This window comes from Rhizobium sp. CF122, from assembly GCF_000282035.1.
Taxonomy (GTDB): Bacteria; Pseudomonadota; Alphaproteobacteria; order Rhizobiales; family Rhizobiaceae; genus Rhizobium.
Map to the genome: position 1 here is coordinate 21,652 of NZ_AKKA01000087.1, position 16,057 is coordinate 37,708.

Annotated in this window: 12 protein-coding genes and 1 pseudogene; 3 read left to right on the plus strand and 10 right to left on the minus strand. The window is 61.5% G+C overall.

Translation table 11 applies throughout. The features are described 5' to 3' along the window. Positions 1-64 precede the first annotated feature (64 nt). The 4 genes from PMI09_RS22450 to PMI09_RS22465 form a co-directional block, all read right to left on the minus strand. Complete coding sequence (locus tag PMI09_RS22450) at positions 65-562, minus strand: DoxX family protein (RefSeq protein WP_007799839.1); 498 nt, start codon at positions 560-562, stop codon at positions 65-67. Next, positions 559-1,341: an HvfC/BufC N-terminal domain-containing protein gene (locus PMI09_RS22455; RefSeq protein ID WP_193385416.1), complete on the minus strand. Its 783-nt coding sequence runs from the start codon at positions 1,339-1,341 to the stop codon at positions 559-561. The genes PMI09_RS22450 and PMI09_RS22455 overlap by 4 nt, the downstream gene beginning before the upstream one ends. Then, positions 1,338-2,219, minus strand: coding sequence for an MNIO family bufferin maturase (gene bufB, locus PMI09_RS22460; RefSeq protein ID WP_007799844.1), 882 nt, complete (start codon positions 2,217-2,219; stop codon positions 1,338-1,340). Before bufB ends, PMI09_RS22455 begins: the two co-directional genes overlap by 4 nt. Before the next feature lie 64 nt (positions 2,220-2,283). Continuing rightward, a complete protein-coding gene (locus PMI09_RS22465) occupies positions 2,284-2,571 on the minus strand; it encodes a BufA1 family periplasmic bufferin-type metallophore (RefSeq protein WP_007799846.1) in 288 nt (95 codons plus the stop codon). On the opposite strand from PMI09_RS22465, the gene PMI09_RS31455 reads away from it, so the two are divergent. The 3 genes from PMI09_RS31455 to PMI09_RS22475 are packed head-to-tail and all read left to right on the plus strand — an operon-like array spanning position 2,570 to position 3,936. Further along, a complete protein-coding gene (locus PMI09_RS31455; protein ID WP_157213396.1) occupies positions 2,570-2,722 on the plus strand; it encodes a hypothetical protein in 153 nt (50 codons plus the stop codon). The two genes, PMI09_RS22465 and PMI09_RS31455, sit on opposite strands and share 2 nt — an antisense overlap. Before the next feature lie 37 nt (positions 2,723-2,759). After that, positions 2,760-3,296: a sigma-70 family RNA polymerase sigma factor gene (locus tag PMI09_RS22470; RefSeq protein ID WP_007799848.1), complete on the plus strand. Its 537-nt coding sequence runs from the start codon at positions 2,760-2,762 to the stop codon at positions 3,294-3,296. A 1-nt stretch (position 3,297) separates the two neighbouring features. Further along, the gene (locus PMI09_RS22475; RefSeq protein WP_007799850.1) at positions 3,298-3,936 is read left to right on the plus strand and encodes an NrsF family protein; all 639 of its coding nucleotides are present in this window, start codon (positions 3,298-3,300) and stop codon (positions 3,934-3,936) included. A gap of 201 nt (positions 3,937-4,137) precedes the next feature. Here the strand turns inward: PMI09_RS22475 and PMI09_RS30600 are convergent. The 6 genes and pseudogenes from PMI09_RS30600 to PMI09_RS22500 form a co-directional block, all read right to left on the minus strand. Then, positions 4,138-4,432 (minus strand): annotated as a pseudogene (locus tag PMI09_RS30600) (sigma factor); the annotation flags it as partial. An 80-nt stretch (positions 4,433-4,512) separates the two neighbouring features. Continuing rightward, the gene (gene cueR / locus PMI09_RS22480; protein WP_007799852.1) at positions 4,513-4,908 is read right to left on the minus strand and encodes a Cu(I)-responsive transcriptional regulator; all 396 of its coding nucleotides are present in this window, start codon (positions 4,906-4,908) and stop codon (positions 4,513-4,515) included. A 9-nt stretch (positions 4,909-4,917) separates the two neighbouring features. After that, positions 4,918-7,419, minus strand: coding sequence for a heavy metal translocating P-type ATPase (locus PMI09_RS22485; protein ID WP_007799855.1), 2,502 nt, complete (start codon positions 7,417-7,419; stop codon positions 4,918-4,920). Between the two features lie 276 nt (positions 7,420-7,695). Continuing rightward, the gene (locus tag PMI09_RS22490; protein ID WP_007799858.1) at positions 7,696-8,088 is read right to left on the minus strand and encodes a hypothetical protein; all 393 of its coding nucleotides are present in this window, start codon (positions 8,086-8,088) and stop codon (positions 7,696-7,698) included. Between the two features lie 198 nt (positions 8,089-8,286). After that, positions 8,287-10,368 (minus strand): penicillin-binding protein 1C, encoded by a 2,082-nt coding sequence (gene pbpC / locus PMI09_RS22495; protein ID WP_007799860.1) that lies wholly within the window; start codon positions 10,366-10,368, stop codon positions 8,287-8,289. Further along, complete coding sequence (locus tag PMI09_RS22500; protein WP_007799862.1) at positions 10,365-15,842, minus strand: alpha-2-macroglobulin family protein; 5,478 nt, start codon at positions 15,840-15,842, stop codon at positions 10,365-10,367. The genes pbpC and PMI09_RS22500 overlap by 4 nt, the downstream gene beginning before the upstream one ends. Positions 15,843-16,057 lie beyond the last annotated feature (215 nt).

The following is a 16,057-nucleotide window of genomic DNA, read 5'->3' on the forward strand; positions in this document are numbered from 1 at the left end:
GCCGATCGCTCGCTCAGCATGGCCACCAGGTGCGCGGTGAACCCGAACAAGTTGCGAGCGCAGGTCATTTGAGGCGTGGCATGACAAGCGGATCAATCGCGATCCTGCCGCTACCGAACCCAACCAGCGCCAGCGCCATCGCCGCCCAGGGCAAATGGAAGTTCGCCCAACCGTCCGGAATGGTGAGTTGAATAACCGCGGTCATCAGCAGCAAGCCGAGGGCTGCGAAGCGCGTCGCCAAGCCAAGGATCAACAAAATCGGCAGGATCAGTTCCGTAATCCCGGCTGCCGTCGCCATCGCCAGTGGAAACGGGTAAGGAATTTCGCTGCCGAAGATATGGAGTTTGAACTCCTGCTCGAAAAGATATCTTGCGCCCTGCGAAAGCGTTAGGAACCCGTCCCATTTCGTCAATCCCGACTTGAAGAAGGGAACAGCGAGCGCAAAACGCAGCGCGAGCAGCGCCAACGACCGGGGGACGGAGGCGAGCAGTCCATCGGCGCGTATGATCAGGGCGGTAAGGGCTGCGCCAAGGCCGTGTGATGGTGCGGCTTCGGTCTTCATGGGACGTTTCCTTCATCCTGTTGGAGGGCGCTGAAAGCGCCGAGACTTGCAAGACCAGCCAGCGCCGCCCCGAAATCGAATTGGAGGCCAGAGGCAAATGCCGCCTCTGCCGCCTCGCCAAGGGTGGCATGGTCGAACAAGGAGTTTGCAAAGATGACGTCCTGCGGCGGCAGGATATGAACTTCGACCGTCATCTCCGGCCGTGCGACCAGGACAGCCTGCGGCCGCCAGTCGGCGACCGGTGTTACCATCTCCTGCTGATGCGCGCCCCAGATCGAGCCGATGGGGTATTCCGACCGGATCAAGGCCGCCGAAGGGTGCGGGACGAGCCGCAAGTCCGCAAGCATTTCGGGCGCCACAGCTGCGAGTACCGCAAGGTTGATCGGCACGGCGTCCGCCGCGTGGTAACTTCGCATCCAGGCGGCCTCGATCCGGGCGATATCCGACAGATAGGCAAGCTCCCTCGCCGGCTGGAAGCTTGCAATGAAATCCGGAAAGTCGCCGCCATATTCGATCATCAACGGTGAAGCCGGTTTGTGATCCTGAGCATAGGCCCGCGCCATTGCCATGAAGAATTCCGTTCCAACGAGCCGCTCGGTCACCGGAAAGTGCTGCGCCAGTGCCTTTGTCAGCCCGACGAAGACATTGTTGCGGTAGACGGCAAACCGCGCTGTGTCGGCTTCGCCGCGTGCGGTGGTAATGCCGTCCGGCACTGGTCGGTCGGCGTTAAGCAACGCGGCAGCGAAGGCGCTCTGGCTGACAGCGAATCCCATGGTCATGCCGCCCGAATCTGGTCGCGGCGGAGCGCTTCGGCGGCGAGCATCGCATCGGCGCGTGCCGCCTCCGCATGCAAGGTGGCGAAGTCCGGGACGTCGTTGTCCCATTCAATCAACGTCGGTAACGGTCCGCTGCGCGCAAGTGTGTGTTCGTAGAGCGCCACCACGTCGCTCTTCACCGCCGTACCATGCGCGTCGATCAGCAACCGGTCGCCGGCGGCGTCGACGGTCTCGTCGTAGCCGGCAAGGTGGATCTCGCCGACCAACTCGACCGGGAAACGGTCGATATACGTGGTGGCATCGAGCCTATGGTTCACCGCCGAGACCATCACGTTGTTGACATCGAGCAGCAGACCGCAGGCGGTCCGCTCCGCAATCGTCGCGAGAAAGTCCACCTCATCGATCGTGCTGTCGGTAAACAGCACGTAGGTCGAGGGGTTTTCGAGCAGCAGCGGTCGCCCGAGCGCCTGCTGCGTTTCGTCGACATGGTCAATGACGCGCGCCAGGGTTTCCGGTGTATAGGGAAGCGGCAGCAAGTCGTTGAGAAAGCCCGTGTCGTGGGTCGACCAAGCCAGATGTTCGGAGAAGCTCTGCGGCCGGTAGCGATCGATCAGGCTGCGCAGCCGCTTCAGATGCGTTTTGTCGAGCCCGCGCGCCGCGCCGATCGACAAGCCGACGCCATGCAGCGAAAGTGGATAGAGTTCCGTGATGGCTTCCAGGTAGCGATGCGGCGGCCCACCCGCGCCCATGTAATTCTCGGCATGCACCTCAAAGAAGCCGACATCCGGCCGATTGGCCAGAATGGTCTCGTAGTGCTCGGGCTTGAGGCCGAGGCCGGCACGCGCGGGCAGGGCGGTAGTTGGGATTTTTGAAGCGGACATCGCGGTTCTCCCCGGATTTGTCAGACAACCGGCGGGGCCCGTGCAGCCGGGCCCCGCCTGACAGTCAGCCCTTGATCGGCTCCAGCTTGCCCATGTGGCCATTGACGTTCATGGTCGTGCAGGTACCGATAGGGACAGCCTTCCAGGAGTTGCCCTGATAGTCCGTCGTCGAGGTGCCCGCGCAGGTCGTGCCGGCGCCGGCGGCGCAGTCGTTCTGACCCTTGAGCGCGATGCCATAGCATTTCTCGTTGCCGACCATTTTCTCAGCCGGCAACGGTGCGGCGAAGGCAACCGATGCAAGGGCGGTGGCGAGCGAGCCGGCGAGGGTAAGTGTGAGCGTGGAACGGTTCATGGATGATCTCCTCTTGGAAGTTACGCGTGCCGGTCATCGGCCGCGTAATCCTCCCTTCGGTCTGGCGAAGACTTCTGTTACGCATGGCAACAAACACGAATTCGTGATCGACGGTGCGGCTTGGTTGGACATTATTTCGGGCGGCGCGTAACAAAGCGGCCTCAACGCGCGTATTGGAGAGACAAGGATTGAACGGCGACGCCGAAAAAGAACTTGCCACGTTGCTGCGCGCTGCGATCGCAGGGGACGAAGGGGCGTATGCGGCATTTCTGGGACGCACCGCTGCCATCGTGCGCGGCTTCGCGCGCCGGAAGATTGTGCAGGGCGGCCTCGATCCCGAGGACATTGTGCAGGAAACGCTTCTGGCAATTCATATGAAGCGTCATACATGGATCAGCGACGCGCCTGTCCTGCCCTGGATTTATGCGATCGCGCGCTTCAAGCTGATCGACGCCTTTCGCAAGCGTGGCCACCGCGTCGAGATCGAGATCGGTGACATCGCCGAGACGGTCGCCCAGCCGGAGGCCGAGACGGTGAGCGACCGCGAGATCGGCCGTGCGCTGGATGGGTTGGCGCCAGGCCAGCGTTCGGTCGTGGCCGCGATTTCGGTCGAGGGGCGCTCGATCGGCGAGACGGCCGAGAAGTTCGGTATGACCGAGACGGCGGTGCGCGTGGCGCTGCACCGGGGTTTGCGATCGATCGCGAGAACGTTTGGACGGAGCTGAAATGCAGACCAACGACCTCATCAATGCCCTGAAGGCAGATGCAGCAAAGCACGCGATGCCGCTTGGCTATGCGTGGTGGGTGGCGATCGCGGCTGCGACGATCGTTGCGGCGGTCGCGTTCTTCGTGCTGATCGGTCCGCGCCCGGACTTCGCGGCGGCCGCCCATACGCTCCGCTTCCTGTTAAAATTCATCGTCATGCTCACGCTCACCGTCGTCGCCTTTGGGCTCTTGCGGGTGTTGTCTCGACCCGGTTCAAACGTCAGAGGTGTCGCGTATTGGCTCGTTCTGACACCGATCCTTCTCGGCGCCGCGGTCGTGGCCGAGCTGTTCGTCGTGCCCACTGATCAGTTGCTCACAGTCTGGTGGGGCAGCAACGTCTATGTCTGCCTGACTTTCATCCCACTGATCGGTCTCGGTCCGCTGGCCATTTTTCTCGTGGCACTCCGTCACGGCGCGCCGACGCGCCCCGGTCCGGCAGGCGCCGTCGCTGGTTTGCTTGCCGGTGGCATCGCCGCAACCTTTTACGCGGCCCATTGCACCGACGATTCGCCTCTGTTCGTCGCGACCTGGTACTCGATAGCGATCGCGGGGCTTGTGGTGCTCGGCACAATCCTCGGCCGCCGCGTTGCGCGCTGGTGAAGTCTCCCCAACAGGAGGGAACGTAAGCGTTCCTCCTCCCTTTGCCACCACCGAAGTGTTGCGACATGGCCAGTTTGGCGCGTGACCTTGCTGAGCCTTCGTTCTCGTCACGCTGTTTTGCATCTGGCATTGGACATGCTCCAAAGACGGGAAGAGGCGGCGCGACCGAGCCAGCCACTCTCGAACGACAGCTCGCGCGGCAGCGGCTTCCTCGTGCCGACGTGCCAAAGAGCGATCTTGGCGGATGCGATCGATGTGAGCATTGTGCATGATCGATAGCAGCCAGGTCCGCAGGTTATTACCACGGCGGAAACTCTGCTTCTTTTCGTAGGCCCGCAGCAGCGCGTCATCGTGAACGAGATCTTCCGCATCATCCGAATTGCGCACGAGCGAGCGCGCATAGCACCCGAAGCGCTGCAAACTGGCCGATGACATCGAATGGGCCGGATGCGAGCGACGAATTATTCCAGCCGTCGAGGAAATTTCGAACAAGAATCAGTGATAGACGGCTCGCGGAAGCCGACAAGGTTACGTCGGGACAACGCTCGTGCAAAAACCGTATCGAGTTAACCGGAGCTACCCGGGCCGACCGTCCGACAGTTCCTCAAGGATCGGGCAATCCGGTCTGTCGTTGCCATGGCATGCGTGGACCAGATGTTCCAATGTCCGGCGCAGCCCCGTGAGTTCCCGGATCTTGCGATCGATTTCCGTCAACTTCGCCTGCGTCAGTTCCTTTACATCCGCACTCGCCCGGCTCTTGTCTTCGTAGAGTGCCAGCAGCTGACGACATTCTTCCACGGAAAAGCCGAGCCCGCGCGATCTCTGCAAGAAGTGCAGCTTGTGGACGTCACTCTCGGCATAGTCGCGATAGCCGTTTCCGCCCCGGTCGGGGCGGATCAAGCCGATATCCTCATAGTAGCGGATCGTTTTCGGCGCCAATCCGGAGCGTTCCGATGCTTGCCCTATATTCACGGCGATCTCCTATAGCTTGACGAGCCGCAGTCGTAGCGCATTGCCGATGACCGACACAGACGACAGGCTCATGGCGGCGGCAGCGATCATCGGCGACAGCAGCAATCCGAACACAGGGTAGAGCGCACCCGCTGCCAGCGGTACGCCAAGTGCGTTGTAACCGAAAGCAAAGCCGAGGTTCTGGCGGATGTTGCGCATGGTGGCCATCGCGAGCCGCCTTGCACGGACGATCCCATTCAGATCGCCCTTGACGAGTGTCAGGCCGGCGCTTTCCATTGCAACATCAGCACCGGTGCCCATCGCGATACCTACGTCGGCCGCGGCGAGCGCAGGCGCATCGTTGACGCCATCGCCTGCCATGGCGACGACTGCACCCTTAGCTTGCAGTTCGTCGACCAAAGCCTTCTTGCCTTCGGGCAGGATGTCGGCGCGTACCTCGTCGATGCCAAGGCTTTTTGCCACGGCGCGCGCGGTGCGTTCATTGTCGCCTGTGGCCATGATGATGGTCAGGCCGGTCTCGTGCAGCGCCCTGATCGCAGCTGCCGTGGTCGGCTTAATCCGGTCGGCAACCGCCACGAAGCCGGCGAGCCTTTCATCGACGACCACGAACATCACGGTTTTGCCCTCATCCCGGAACGACCGAACCTGTTCGGCAAGAGGTGTAACATCGACACCGAGATCCTCCATCATTGTGGCGTTGCCAAGCGCGACAATGGTCCGGTCGGCTTTGCCCACCACACCCTTGCCGGTTCTTGCTTCAAAGCCGGTGACGTCGCTCAGATCGATCCCGCGCTCCTGCGCGCCGGATACAATGGCCTCCGCCAGCGGGTGCTCGGATCCACGCTCAAGGCTGGCAGCGAGCTTCAGGAGGCGAGTTTCCGCGACGCCGCCAAGGGAAACGACATCCGTAAGTCTCGGCTTTCCTTCCGTCAGGGTACCTGTCTTGTCGACGATCAGGGTGTCGACGCGTGCGAAGCGTTCAAGCGCTTCCGCGTCCTTGATCAGAACGCCTTCCTGAGCGCCGCGGCCCGTCGCGATCATGATCGACATGGGTGTCGCCAGGCCGAGTGCGCAGGGGCAAGCGATGATCAAAACAGCAACGGCGGCGAGCAACGCATGTGCCATGCGGGGCTCGGGGCCGACAAGGCTCCAGACGATGAAAGCGATGATAGCTGCGGCGACAACAGCGGGAACGAAGATGGCGGAAACGCGATCGACCGCTCCCTGGATGGGCGCACGTGAACGCTGGGCTTTTGCGACCAGGTCGACGATGCGCGACAACGTCGTGTCGGCACCGACCTTCTCGGCGATCATCACGAGCGTTCCGTTCTTGTTGATCGTGCCGCCGGTGACCGCGTCACCCTTCTGTTTTTCGACCGGGATCGGTTCGCCTGTTATCATGGCTTCGTCGAGGGTCGACTGCCCTTCGGTGACGGAACCGTCGATCGGGATACGCTCGCCCGGGCGAACACGGACACGATCTCCGACTTGTATTTCATCGACAGCCACGTCGATTTCGGAGCCGTCCGCATTGATGCGTCGCGCCGTCTTCGGTGCAAGATCAAGCAATGCGCGTATAGCCGAACCAGTCTTCTCGCGGGCCTTCAATTCCAGAACCTGGCCGACAAAGACCAGAGCCACAATAACGGCAGCCGCTTCGAAATAGACGGGAACGGTGTCTCCATGACCGCGCAAGGTATGCGGGAAGATGCTGGGTGCGATCGCCGCAACGACGCTATAGACGTAGGCCGTTCCAACGCCGAGCCCGATCAGCGTCCACATATTGGGGCTACGATTGACGAGCGAAGCCCGTGCCCGTCGGAAGAACGGCAGCGCGGCCCAAAGAACGACCGGCGTGGCAAGAAGAAGTTCGATCCACGTCGCCTCTGGTTCGCCGATCCAGTCGCGTAGCGGCAGACCGATCATCGGTCCCATGCTGATTGCAAGCAGCGGGATCGAGAGTGTGCCGCTCACCCAGAGGCGGCGGGTGAAATCCACCAATTCCGGATTCGGGCCTTCATCAGCCGGTGGAACACCCATCGGTTCCAGCGCCATGCCGCATTTCGGGCAGTCGCCCGGATGATCGCTGACCACTTCGGGATGCATCGGGCAGGTATAGAGTGTGCCTTTCGGCATCGGCTTCTCGGCGGGTTTCTTGCCGTCTCGATAAACGCTGGGGTCTGCTTCGAATTTCGCCTTGCAGCCAGCCGAGCAGAAGTAGAACCTTTCGCCCTCATGCTTCAGCATATGCTTTGCACTGGCGCGCTTGACAGTCATTGCGCAAACCGGATCAGTCGCCGTCAAGTAGTTTTGCGGTGCAGCCTCGAACTTTCGCCGGCAGCCGTGCGAGCAGAAATGATAGGTATGCCCTTCATATAGAAGCGAAGGCTTGCCGGCCTCGGGATCGACCGTCATGCCGCAGACAGGATCGCGCACGATGCCGTCCGTATTTGTAGCGCCATGATCATGGCCGTGATGATCGCGGTGGTGATGGCCGTGGCTGCTATCCATTCGATTCTCCTTTGCCGGACAAGGCAGTGGATAACCTTATGAACCTTCCAGCAACTGGAAGGTCAAGCGGAAAGTTCGGCAAATTTGGCGGGAGAAGCCTGCACAAAGACAAATGGCCTGCCGGAGGGCAGGCCATAGTCAACCGCAAGGATAATGGCAGATACTGAAATACTACTCGAAACAAATTCCGCATCTTGCCATATCATAAGAGCACGACCGGGCGTTGATTACACTTCAGACAAAAGCGGTAAGTGGGCCTACCATTCGGTGAAGAGATCAGTTCTTGCGATGCTGCTCTTGTTCGTCATCAGGCACATCATCAGCCTGGTGCACCAAGAGGATTCCCAGAGCCCTGGCGGATTCTCGGGGCAGGGCATAGTGCAGCCACCCAAAGCGCGGGTCACGAATGTGGAGAAGTGATTCTCCAAGCAACGCGTCGGGTTCCGAATACCAACGAGGATCGAGCACGGCATTGACCATCTGGCCGCCTTTCCAAGTCTCCTGGTGCGGCGGGGGCATCTCTGCCCTGATTTGACCGACACTGTCGATGAGCCTTGATAGCGAATCTGCGTCAAGTACGAACGCGACCGGTGGATCTGTCGGAAAGGTGATCGACAAGGTCTTGAGCTCGTCGTCGAGCTCCCACCGCGGCTCCTCGCTGTTGCTCATGCTCACCTCTTTTTAGCTGCACCAGGACGATGCAGTGTTGGACGAAGACAACGCAAACAAGGAAAAACCGACTACGATCGGTGATCAAAGCCAATGCAATCATCCGATTTAGGCTTAGCTAATATAGGCGTAACTTATCTTTGAAGGCACGTACACCCTTGGATGTAGTCACCTAACCCCGACAGTCGAGTTTGTCGGTTAATCGACAAAGACGCCGACGCTTGCTGCCCGGCCCATTGCGTCAATCACGGTGAGCTTTGAGTAGCCGCCGCCATCTGGCATCCACTGATTGGTGCGACGGCGGGAGATATCGGGCAAAGGCTTGCCGTTGGCGAGCCAACGGAAGGGGGCTCGTCCGCCCTGCAGTTTCAGCGTCAGGGGCGAGAGATCGCCGCTCTTTGCCCCAAGATCGACATGCGCACCCTCGGGCGGATAGACGATCTGCGGCGCCGGTTCGCGGCCGGAGGTTGCCAACAGGCCACTTAGATTGATGGCGAAGCGACGTTGGCTGATCGGCAGCTCGGCCTGGGCGATCCGCATTGCTCCCAATGGCGGACGGGGGAGGGGCGTCGTCGCGATCCCTGATTTTGCAAAGCCTTCAAAGAGGATGGGGGCCGCGGTGCCGTAGCCCGTTAATCCCGGCACGGCGCCATTGTCGGGGCGGCCGACCCAGACCCCGAGCACGTAGCGTCCATCATAACCGACGGACCAGGCGTCGCGATAGCCGTAGCTGGTCCCCGTCTTGTAGGCGATCCCCCGTTTTGGCGCGCCGGCCGGCGGAAGGACGCCCGAGAGGATATCGGCGACATTCCAGACGGCCACCGGATCAAGCATGCCCTCGCCATCTATCTTGCCAGGCCGGTCGTTGACGCCATCGCCGATGCGCACAGGCTGGCCGCGATTGGCGAGCGCGGTGTAGAGCTGGACCAGATCCTTCAGCGTGACGCCGAGGCCACCGAGACCGATTGCCAGGCCGGGTGTTTCGTTCGGGGGCAATAGCGGACGCACCTCGGCATGGCGAAAGCGGATGAGCAGCTTTGCCGGATTGACGGCGTCGAGCAGCTTTACCGCCGGGACATTGAGGGACAATTGCAGCGCTTCGCGCACCGTGACATCGCCCTGATAGCTCATGTCGAAATTTCGCGGGCGGTAGCCAAAAAAATCAGCCGGTCGGTCCTCGATGATCGTTTCCTGGCTTACGAGACCTTCTTCGAACGCGAGGCCATAGATGAACGGTTTCAGCGTGGAACCCGGTGAGCGGCTGGCGCGTGTCATGTCGATCCAGCCCGAACGGCTGGCGTCGAAGTAGTCGGCCGAGCCAACCTCGCCGACAATGTCGCCCGTCTGTGCATCGGCCATAACCATGGCGATCGACAGCTTCGGGCCGAGTTTCAGGGCGGAGGCGCTCGCAACGGCTTCCAATCCTGCCTGCACCTGCTTCTTCAGGGTGGTCTGGTATTGGCGTGTCTTCGGATCCCTGCGGCGTGCTGCTTCGGCCACATGCGGTGCGAGCGCCGGAAGCTGCAGGCGTTGAGACGGCACCGGCACGATTTCGGCGCGCGCCGCCTCGCCCTCACCGACGGCCTCGGCGACGGCGACACGTTCCAGGACACGTTTGCGTGCTGCCTCGGCGGCCGCCAAGTTACGGTCCGGGCGACGCTTTTCCGGCAACTGCGGCAGCGCCACAAGGAGGGCGGCTTCGGCGACCGTCAACCGCCGTGGTTCTTTCCCGAAATAGGCAAGGCTTGCCGCCCGTACGCCCTCGAGATTGCCGCCATAGGGCGCATGCGTCAGATAGAGATCGAGGATCTGCTCCTTGGACAGGCGTCTCTCAATCTGGATGGCACGGGCCATCTGGAGAAGCTTCGCCGACAGCGAGCGGCCCTGGCGTGGCTCGATGAGCCGGGCGACCTGCATCGATAGGGTCGATGCGCCAGAGACGATGCGGCCATTGGTGACGAGTTGTACCGCGGCGCGTCCGATTGCCTGCACATCGACACCGGCATGGGTGTAGAACCGCCGGTCTTCGTAGGCGACAAGCATCTTGAGGAATTGCGGATCGACATCGGCCGACGTGGTCTTCAGACGCCAGAGACCTTCGGGGGTTGCGAAGGCGCGCAGCAATTGACCATCCGCGTCGAGCACTTCCGCAGAGACCGTGTCTGCCCTGTCGAGTGGCGGGGGATAGGCCCGGTCGGCGGCATCGAGCAAGACCAGCCCGACGCCGGCAAGGAGGATGCCGGCGACGCTTCCGATCGCGAGCTTCTTCTTCGCTCTCATTTTGGCGCTGCGGTGACCTCCATCTTGCCGGTCGCCGTACGCGCAGAAAGCTGCGGCCGATACATGTCCTCGACGACGGCTGCGGGATGATCATAGGTGCCGGGCGTGACTGCGCGTACGACATAGGCGACGTTGATTTCGCGATTGTCGTCCGCAGAGCGGTTGAACGCGGCCACGAAACGGTCGTTGCGGAATTCCGTATGGGCGGCGGTCACCTCGCCGATCCAGTCGAAGTTCGTCAGTTGGGCGCTGTCAACAAGGCTTGGATTGTCGATCTGGAAGCCGGCCGGCAGCAGATCCGTGACGACGATGCGTGACGGCCAGCTGTTGCTTTCCGTGATGTGCAGGACGACAACATAGCGTTCGTTCTGCTTCGCCTCGGTGACATTCGCCTGCTCGCCATCCATCGTGTAGTAGGTGCGCTCGATGGCAAAGCCATCGCCGCCTGCAGGCGGCGGCGCGACGGGAGCGGCCACCGTCGTGACGACAGCCGAGAGGGGCTCGCCGGTCTGGTTGGTGAGCGTGAGTGCGTTGCCCATCAAGACGTCCCCGGTCATCTTCGCCATATAGGCGCCGTTGTGCAGAGCGCCGTTGACGTCGATCTTGATCGAATCGTCGCCGCCCTGGATGGCACGCGCGGCAAGCAGCATCCAGGCCTGTTCCTGGGTGCTCGTATATTTGCTGCGGTTCCATTCCTTGGCGACAGCCTTCGCGAGTTCCGGCACCACGGGCGGGACGGGCCGGCTTTCGGCCGCGAGAGCAAGGATTGCGGCGCCGTCCCGCAGGATCGAGCCATAGTCCGTTCTCGAAAGATTGACGCGCGTAACCATCGACTGCTCCGACATCTGCAAGGCGTCGACGAAGATGTTCTTCGAGCGGGTTGCGTCGCCATAAAGCGCCAGCGCCGCGGCGATATGAGCCTTGGCAAGTGGCGTGGGGAAATCGTTGATCATCGTATCGGCATAGTAGCGAAGATCGCTGATTGCGGCTTTCTTGTTGCGGGCGAGAACATAAAGTGCATAGGCGATCTGGTCGCCCTGATCCTTGACATTGACGTCATAGCTCAGCGCGTTCTGAAGGTTCTCCAGCGCCTGCACAAAAGCGCGATCCGGCACGTCATATTTCTGTTCGCGCGCGCGCGTCAGGAAATCGGTGACATAGGAATCGAGCCAGAGATCGCCGCTATCAGGCCCCCAGAGGCCAAAGCTTCCGGCCGAGGCTTGATACGAAAGGACCCGGTAGATTGCGTCCTGAACGCGTTTCTTGACATCGGCGTCATCTTCAAGGCCGGTCTGCTTGGCAAGTTCGCTCAGATAAAGCAGCGGCAGGGCACGGCTCGTCGTCTGCTCGGCGCAGCCGAATGGGTAGCGGTCGAGCGACATCAGCAGAGCGGGAATGTCGAAGGCGGCCGAACGCGTGACGCCGATGCTGACGGAGGCGCCTGGCAGCACGCTGTCTGCCAACAACGCCTTGTCGACTGTCAGCTTGGTGGATGGATTGAGCGCCAGCACGCGGCGTTCGGTCATCGGCAGAACAGCTGGTCGCACGGTGACGTCCACCGTCTGATCCAGCGACAGGTCCGCTGCATCAGAGAGATTGATCGAAACGCTGCCATTGCCCGGCTGCTTGCCGGTGACGGCGAGTGTCAGGGCTGACTTGGCACCGGCCTCGAGATGGATCGTCTGCAAAGCCTCGTCAACGCCCACCGCGTCGTTGCCGGCAACGGTCAGTTTAAAGTCGCCTGCTGGCGCGTCGGTATTGGCAATATCGAGGCGAAGCTCGGACCTATCTCCGGGTGCGAGGAAGCGCGGCAGGCTAGCCGTTACGACGACCGGATCGCGAATGATGACATCCTTCGTCGCATGGCCAACGCCGGCCTTGGACCAGGCAACTGCCATCACGCGAGCTGTGCCGTTAAACTGCGGAATGTCGAAGCTGACATTCGCCTTGCCCTCGGCATCAAGTTTCACGGGGCCGGAGAAGAAGGCAACCAGCTTTTGCGTCGGCGGGCTCCCCTGAAGTGCTACGGCACCTCCGTCACCACCCGTCCTGAGCTTACCGGTGGCGCCGAGCGAGCCGTCGATCAGCCGTCCGTAGAGGTCGCGGATCTCGAGACCGAGCTGGCGTTGGCCGAAATACCAGTCTTCGGGGTTCGGCGGCTCGTATCGCGTCAGATTGAGAATCCCAACGTCGACAGCAGCAACGGTCACATAAGCGTCCTCGTTGGCGCCCGCACCGGCCACGGCAAGGGTGATCGGCAGCGGTGCGCGCGGCAGCATCTTTTCCGGTGCGTCGATCGCAACGCGCAACGCACGCTCTGCCGGGTCGACCTTCAGCCATTTCACGCCAATGGCACGCATCGGCATGTGGCTGTCCTGGGCGTCGCCGGGGCGGAACAAAGTGGCGGTAACGTAAACGCCGGCACCCCAATTTGAGGTGACCGGAATATCGACCTCGCCGCCATTCTCGCCAATTGACGCGTTCTGGACGGCGACGAGATTTTCCGTGCCGGCTGCGATCATCAATTCGCCCGCATAGCGCGACGAGACCTTCAGCTTGGCTGTCTCACCGATCTTGTAGCTGTCCTTATCCAGCGCGATCTCAAGCCCATCAGGCGTCTCCGTCGATGTTGCCTGGACGAACCATCCTGCATCGAATTCCACACTTGAAGCAGGGCCGTCGGTCTCAGTGCTTTCGACTTCGAGGCGGTAGCGCCCCCAAGCAACGGGAGAGGATATCTTTGCTCCGTCGAGAGACGCATCGACATTGCCGTTTGCAACCTGCTCGGCGGTGTAGATCGGCTCATATTTCCAGGCCGTTCCGTCGCGATACCATTGGTAGTCGCGGTTCAGCTTGTAAAGCTTCCAGCGCAGACCGCTCATCGCCTGCTTCTCGCTGTCGGCGCCAACGCCGATGACGGTGAAGTTGGCGATCGAATTTTCGCCGAGGTCACCCGAGAATTCCGGTTTGACGCCGATCATCGGGCCCTGGTTCTTGACGGGAAGAACGAGCGAACGCTCGATGGCGCGACCGCCGGCTTCCTGCATCCGGATATAGACGGTGGCATTGAGAAGCTGCGTCGTTGCCGGTAGGTCGCCGACAGTCAGCTCGGTAATACCCTCGCCATTCTCGTCAAGCTCGGGGAGGCCTTCGATTGTCTGGCGTGTGTCTTCACTGGCCTCCTCGTCGGCGAGGCCGAAGAAGTAGCCGGGGAAGGCGTCTGCCTGGCGGGTCGGCCTGATCACGACATCGCCTTCGAGCGAGAGCCCGGCAGCCGGTGCGCCATAGAGATACTTGCCGCTGATGTTGATTGTCGCGGGCGTTTCCGGACCGATGACCTTCGCCTCGGTCTTGATCTCCATGTCCGTGCGATCGGGCACGAAGTCATCGACAAGGAAGGTTTTCGTCGCGATCGGCGAGCCCTTCGGGTCGGTGTGAATGTTGATCGTCCAGGTGCCGCGCATGGCGTTTTCCTGAACGGGCACGTTGATGGCATAGCCGCCGACATTGTTGGTCTGGCTGACAATCCGGCGCTCCTCGACGCCATCGGGGCGCAGGATGATGAAGGTCAGCGGCAGGTTCTCGATGGCATTCCCATCTGTGTCGCGGGCAAGCGCTGCAGCATGCACCGTCTCGCCGGCGCGATAGATGCCGCGCTCTGTCCAGCTCAGGATATCGATGGCGCCGGGCGAAGCACGGCCAGTGACGCCGCGATCGGAGAGATCAAAGCCCGCGCGCGTCATATCGAGGAAGACGTAGTCGGCGTCACCTTTCCTGGCGGTGATAACAGCAGGCGTCAGGGCGGCCGTTGCACGCATCAGACCAGCGGTGAAAGTCGCCCGACCATTCTCATCCGTCGTCGCGGTTGCGAGCACTTCATTGTTTTTCGCCAGGAGCTGCAGCTCAACGCCAGCGATCGGCTTTGCCGAGGCGAGTGAGCGGGTGAACACGTTGAGGCCATCCGTGCCCGCATACGTCGTGATGCCGATATCGGAAACGACGAACCATTGCGTCGCCTGCGCATTCCAGTCCTGGTCCGGGGCGTTCGGTGCCGTTGCTGTCAACACATAGACGCCGGGCTTGCGCTCGGGCAGTGCCTCATCCACCGGGAAGCTTGTGACGGCGTCCTTGTTGAGATCGTTGGCAACATCGATCGAGCCTTGCCAGACCAGTTCGCCGCTCTCGTCTTCGATCCGCTGTGCGCTGTAGCCGTCGAGCTGGGTCAGGAACTGCGAACTCGTCAACAGCGGTGCGATGCCACGATCACCGACGCGGTAGAGCTTGAGATTGGCCGACGTCATGTTGACGGAAACGATCGGGATCCCGCGTCGTGCCGTCGACGGCAGGACGAAGCTGTCACCAGTGAAGCGTACACTGGCGGTGCGATCCTTGACGTAGATATCGAGGCTAACCGGGGCCTCGAGGACCTCGTCGACCGAAGAGGGCAGGCCGGTGCGGAAGGTGATCTTATAATTTTCGCCGTGGGTCAGCCCCTCGACGCAAACCTGCTTGTCCTTGGTTTCGAGCGCTTTGGGGGCAGCACCGTTCAATGTCACGAAGGGCGTGTAGTCCAGGGTCTTGACCAGGGTTTCGGAGAATGTCGCGCAGGCGCGCGGATTGGCACTGTCTGCATCGACTGTATGTTCGGTAATGCGGAAGCCTTCAGTCGATTTCAACTGCAGGAACGCGGCCTGGATCTCCCTTGAGTTCACCAGTGCCAGGCTCGCCTTGTAGGCGTTGAGGGCGGCGCGATAATTGGTGTTCTTGTCGAGCGCGGCGGCGAGCACCGAAAGCGCCTCGGCACGGCCCGAGGTTGTCCGCGTCAACTCATAGCCGTTCACTGCGGCCAGTACGGCCTGTCCGTAGATTTCGCTGCCGTTGTTGTCGTCGGTCTTGGCGAAGCTGTCGGCGGCGCGTGCCATTTCCAGCCAGAGATCGGCGTTGTCGGGGGAACGAGCGAGCGCACTGCGGAAGGACTTTACAGCGTCGATGACATTGCCTGCCGTCAGGTCGAGGCGGCCGTTGGCGATCAGGCTGTCGGCGCTCTGGCCCTGTTGATCGTCGGCCACTTCAAGGTTGGCCTTGTCGTTGCGCGCCTGTTGGATGACATCGCCGGACAGGAAGCTGAGGCGGGGGGCGGCGCCGATATCCGGCTCCTGCTTTGCGGCGGTGGTCTCGACGATCTTGCCGGCGATGGCGCCCGGGAAGGCGTTCATCGTCTTGAAATCGGACTTCAGGAAGCACCACTTCACCTTCGGATTGTAGGTGAAGGCTTTGCAGGACTTGTCACCGATGCATGACGCCTTGCACTGATCGAGCGTAAGGTTCTGTTCGGTCCGCAGATCGAAGCCGAAGTAATCGGCGTCCTGGATCGTCTGGATCTCGCGTCTCGTGTCTGCCGCGAACGCGGGAAGGCTTGCGGTGATCGATGCGAGAGCAACGGCGGCAATGGCGAAAAACGCGCGTACAGACATAGGTCCCCCCAAGGTGCTGGCGCTGGTCCGGGGTGCACTCTCCGCACTCCACAACCGGTTGTCAACTCGGCCAAAGCGTTGTTTCGGAATGGGGCGCACGGTGCCGTTGCGCGCTCACATAGGCGTGAGGTGCCGGCCTTTGATTTGCTTGATTGAAGGTGCCAGAAAGGGTTAGCAGTGACGACGGAATGCTCAGTTCGAGCCAAGTGCTTGAG

Bases quoted from the DNA above. Each gene is read 5' to 3' on its own strand.
- PMI09_RS22485 (WP_007799855.1), bottom strand. From the start codon at position 7,419: ATGGATAGCAGCCACGGCCATCACCACCGCGATCATCACGGCCATGAT.
- PMI09_RS22450 (WP_007799839.1), bottom strand. From the start codon at position 562: ATGAAGACCGAAGCCGCACCATCACACGGCCTTGGCGCAGCCCTTACC.
- PMI09_RS22500 (WP_007799862.1), bottom strand. From the start codon at position 15,842: ATGTCTGTACGCGCGTTTTTCGCCATTGCCGCCGTTGCTCTCGCATCG.
- pbpC (WP_007799860.1), bottom strand. From the start codon at position 10,368: ATGAGAGCGAAGAAGAAGCTCGCGATCGGAAGCGTCGCCGGCATCCTC.
- PMI09_RS22490 (WP_007799858.1), bottom strand. From the start codon at position 8,088: ATGAGCAACAGCGAGGAGCCGCGGTGGGAGCTCGACGACGAGCTCAAG.
- PMI09_RS22475 (WP_007799850.1), top strand. From the start codon at position 3,298: ATGCAGACCAACGACCTCATCAATGCCCTGAAGGCAGATGCAGCAAAG.
- PMI09_RS22455 (WP_193385416.1), bottom strand. From the start codon at position 1,341: ATGACCATGGGATTCGCTGTCAGCCAGAGCGCCTTCGCTGCCGCGTTG.
- PMI09_RS22465 (WP_007799846.1), bottom strand. From the start codon at position 2,571: ATGAACCGTTCCACGCTCACACTTACCCTCGCCGGCTCGCTCGCCACC.
- bufB (WP_007799844.1), bottom strand. From the start codon at position 2,219: ATGTCCGCTTCAAAAATCCCAACTACCGCCCTGCCCGCGCGTGCCGGC.
- PMI09_RS31455 (WP_157213396.1), top strand. From the start codon at position 2,570: ATGGATGATCTCCTCTTGGAAGTTACGCGTGCCGGTCATCGGCCGCGT.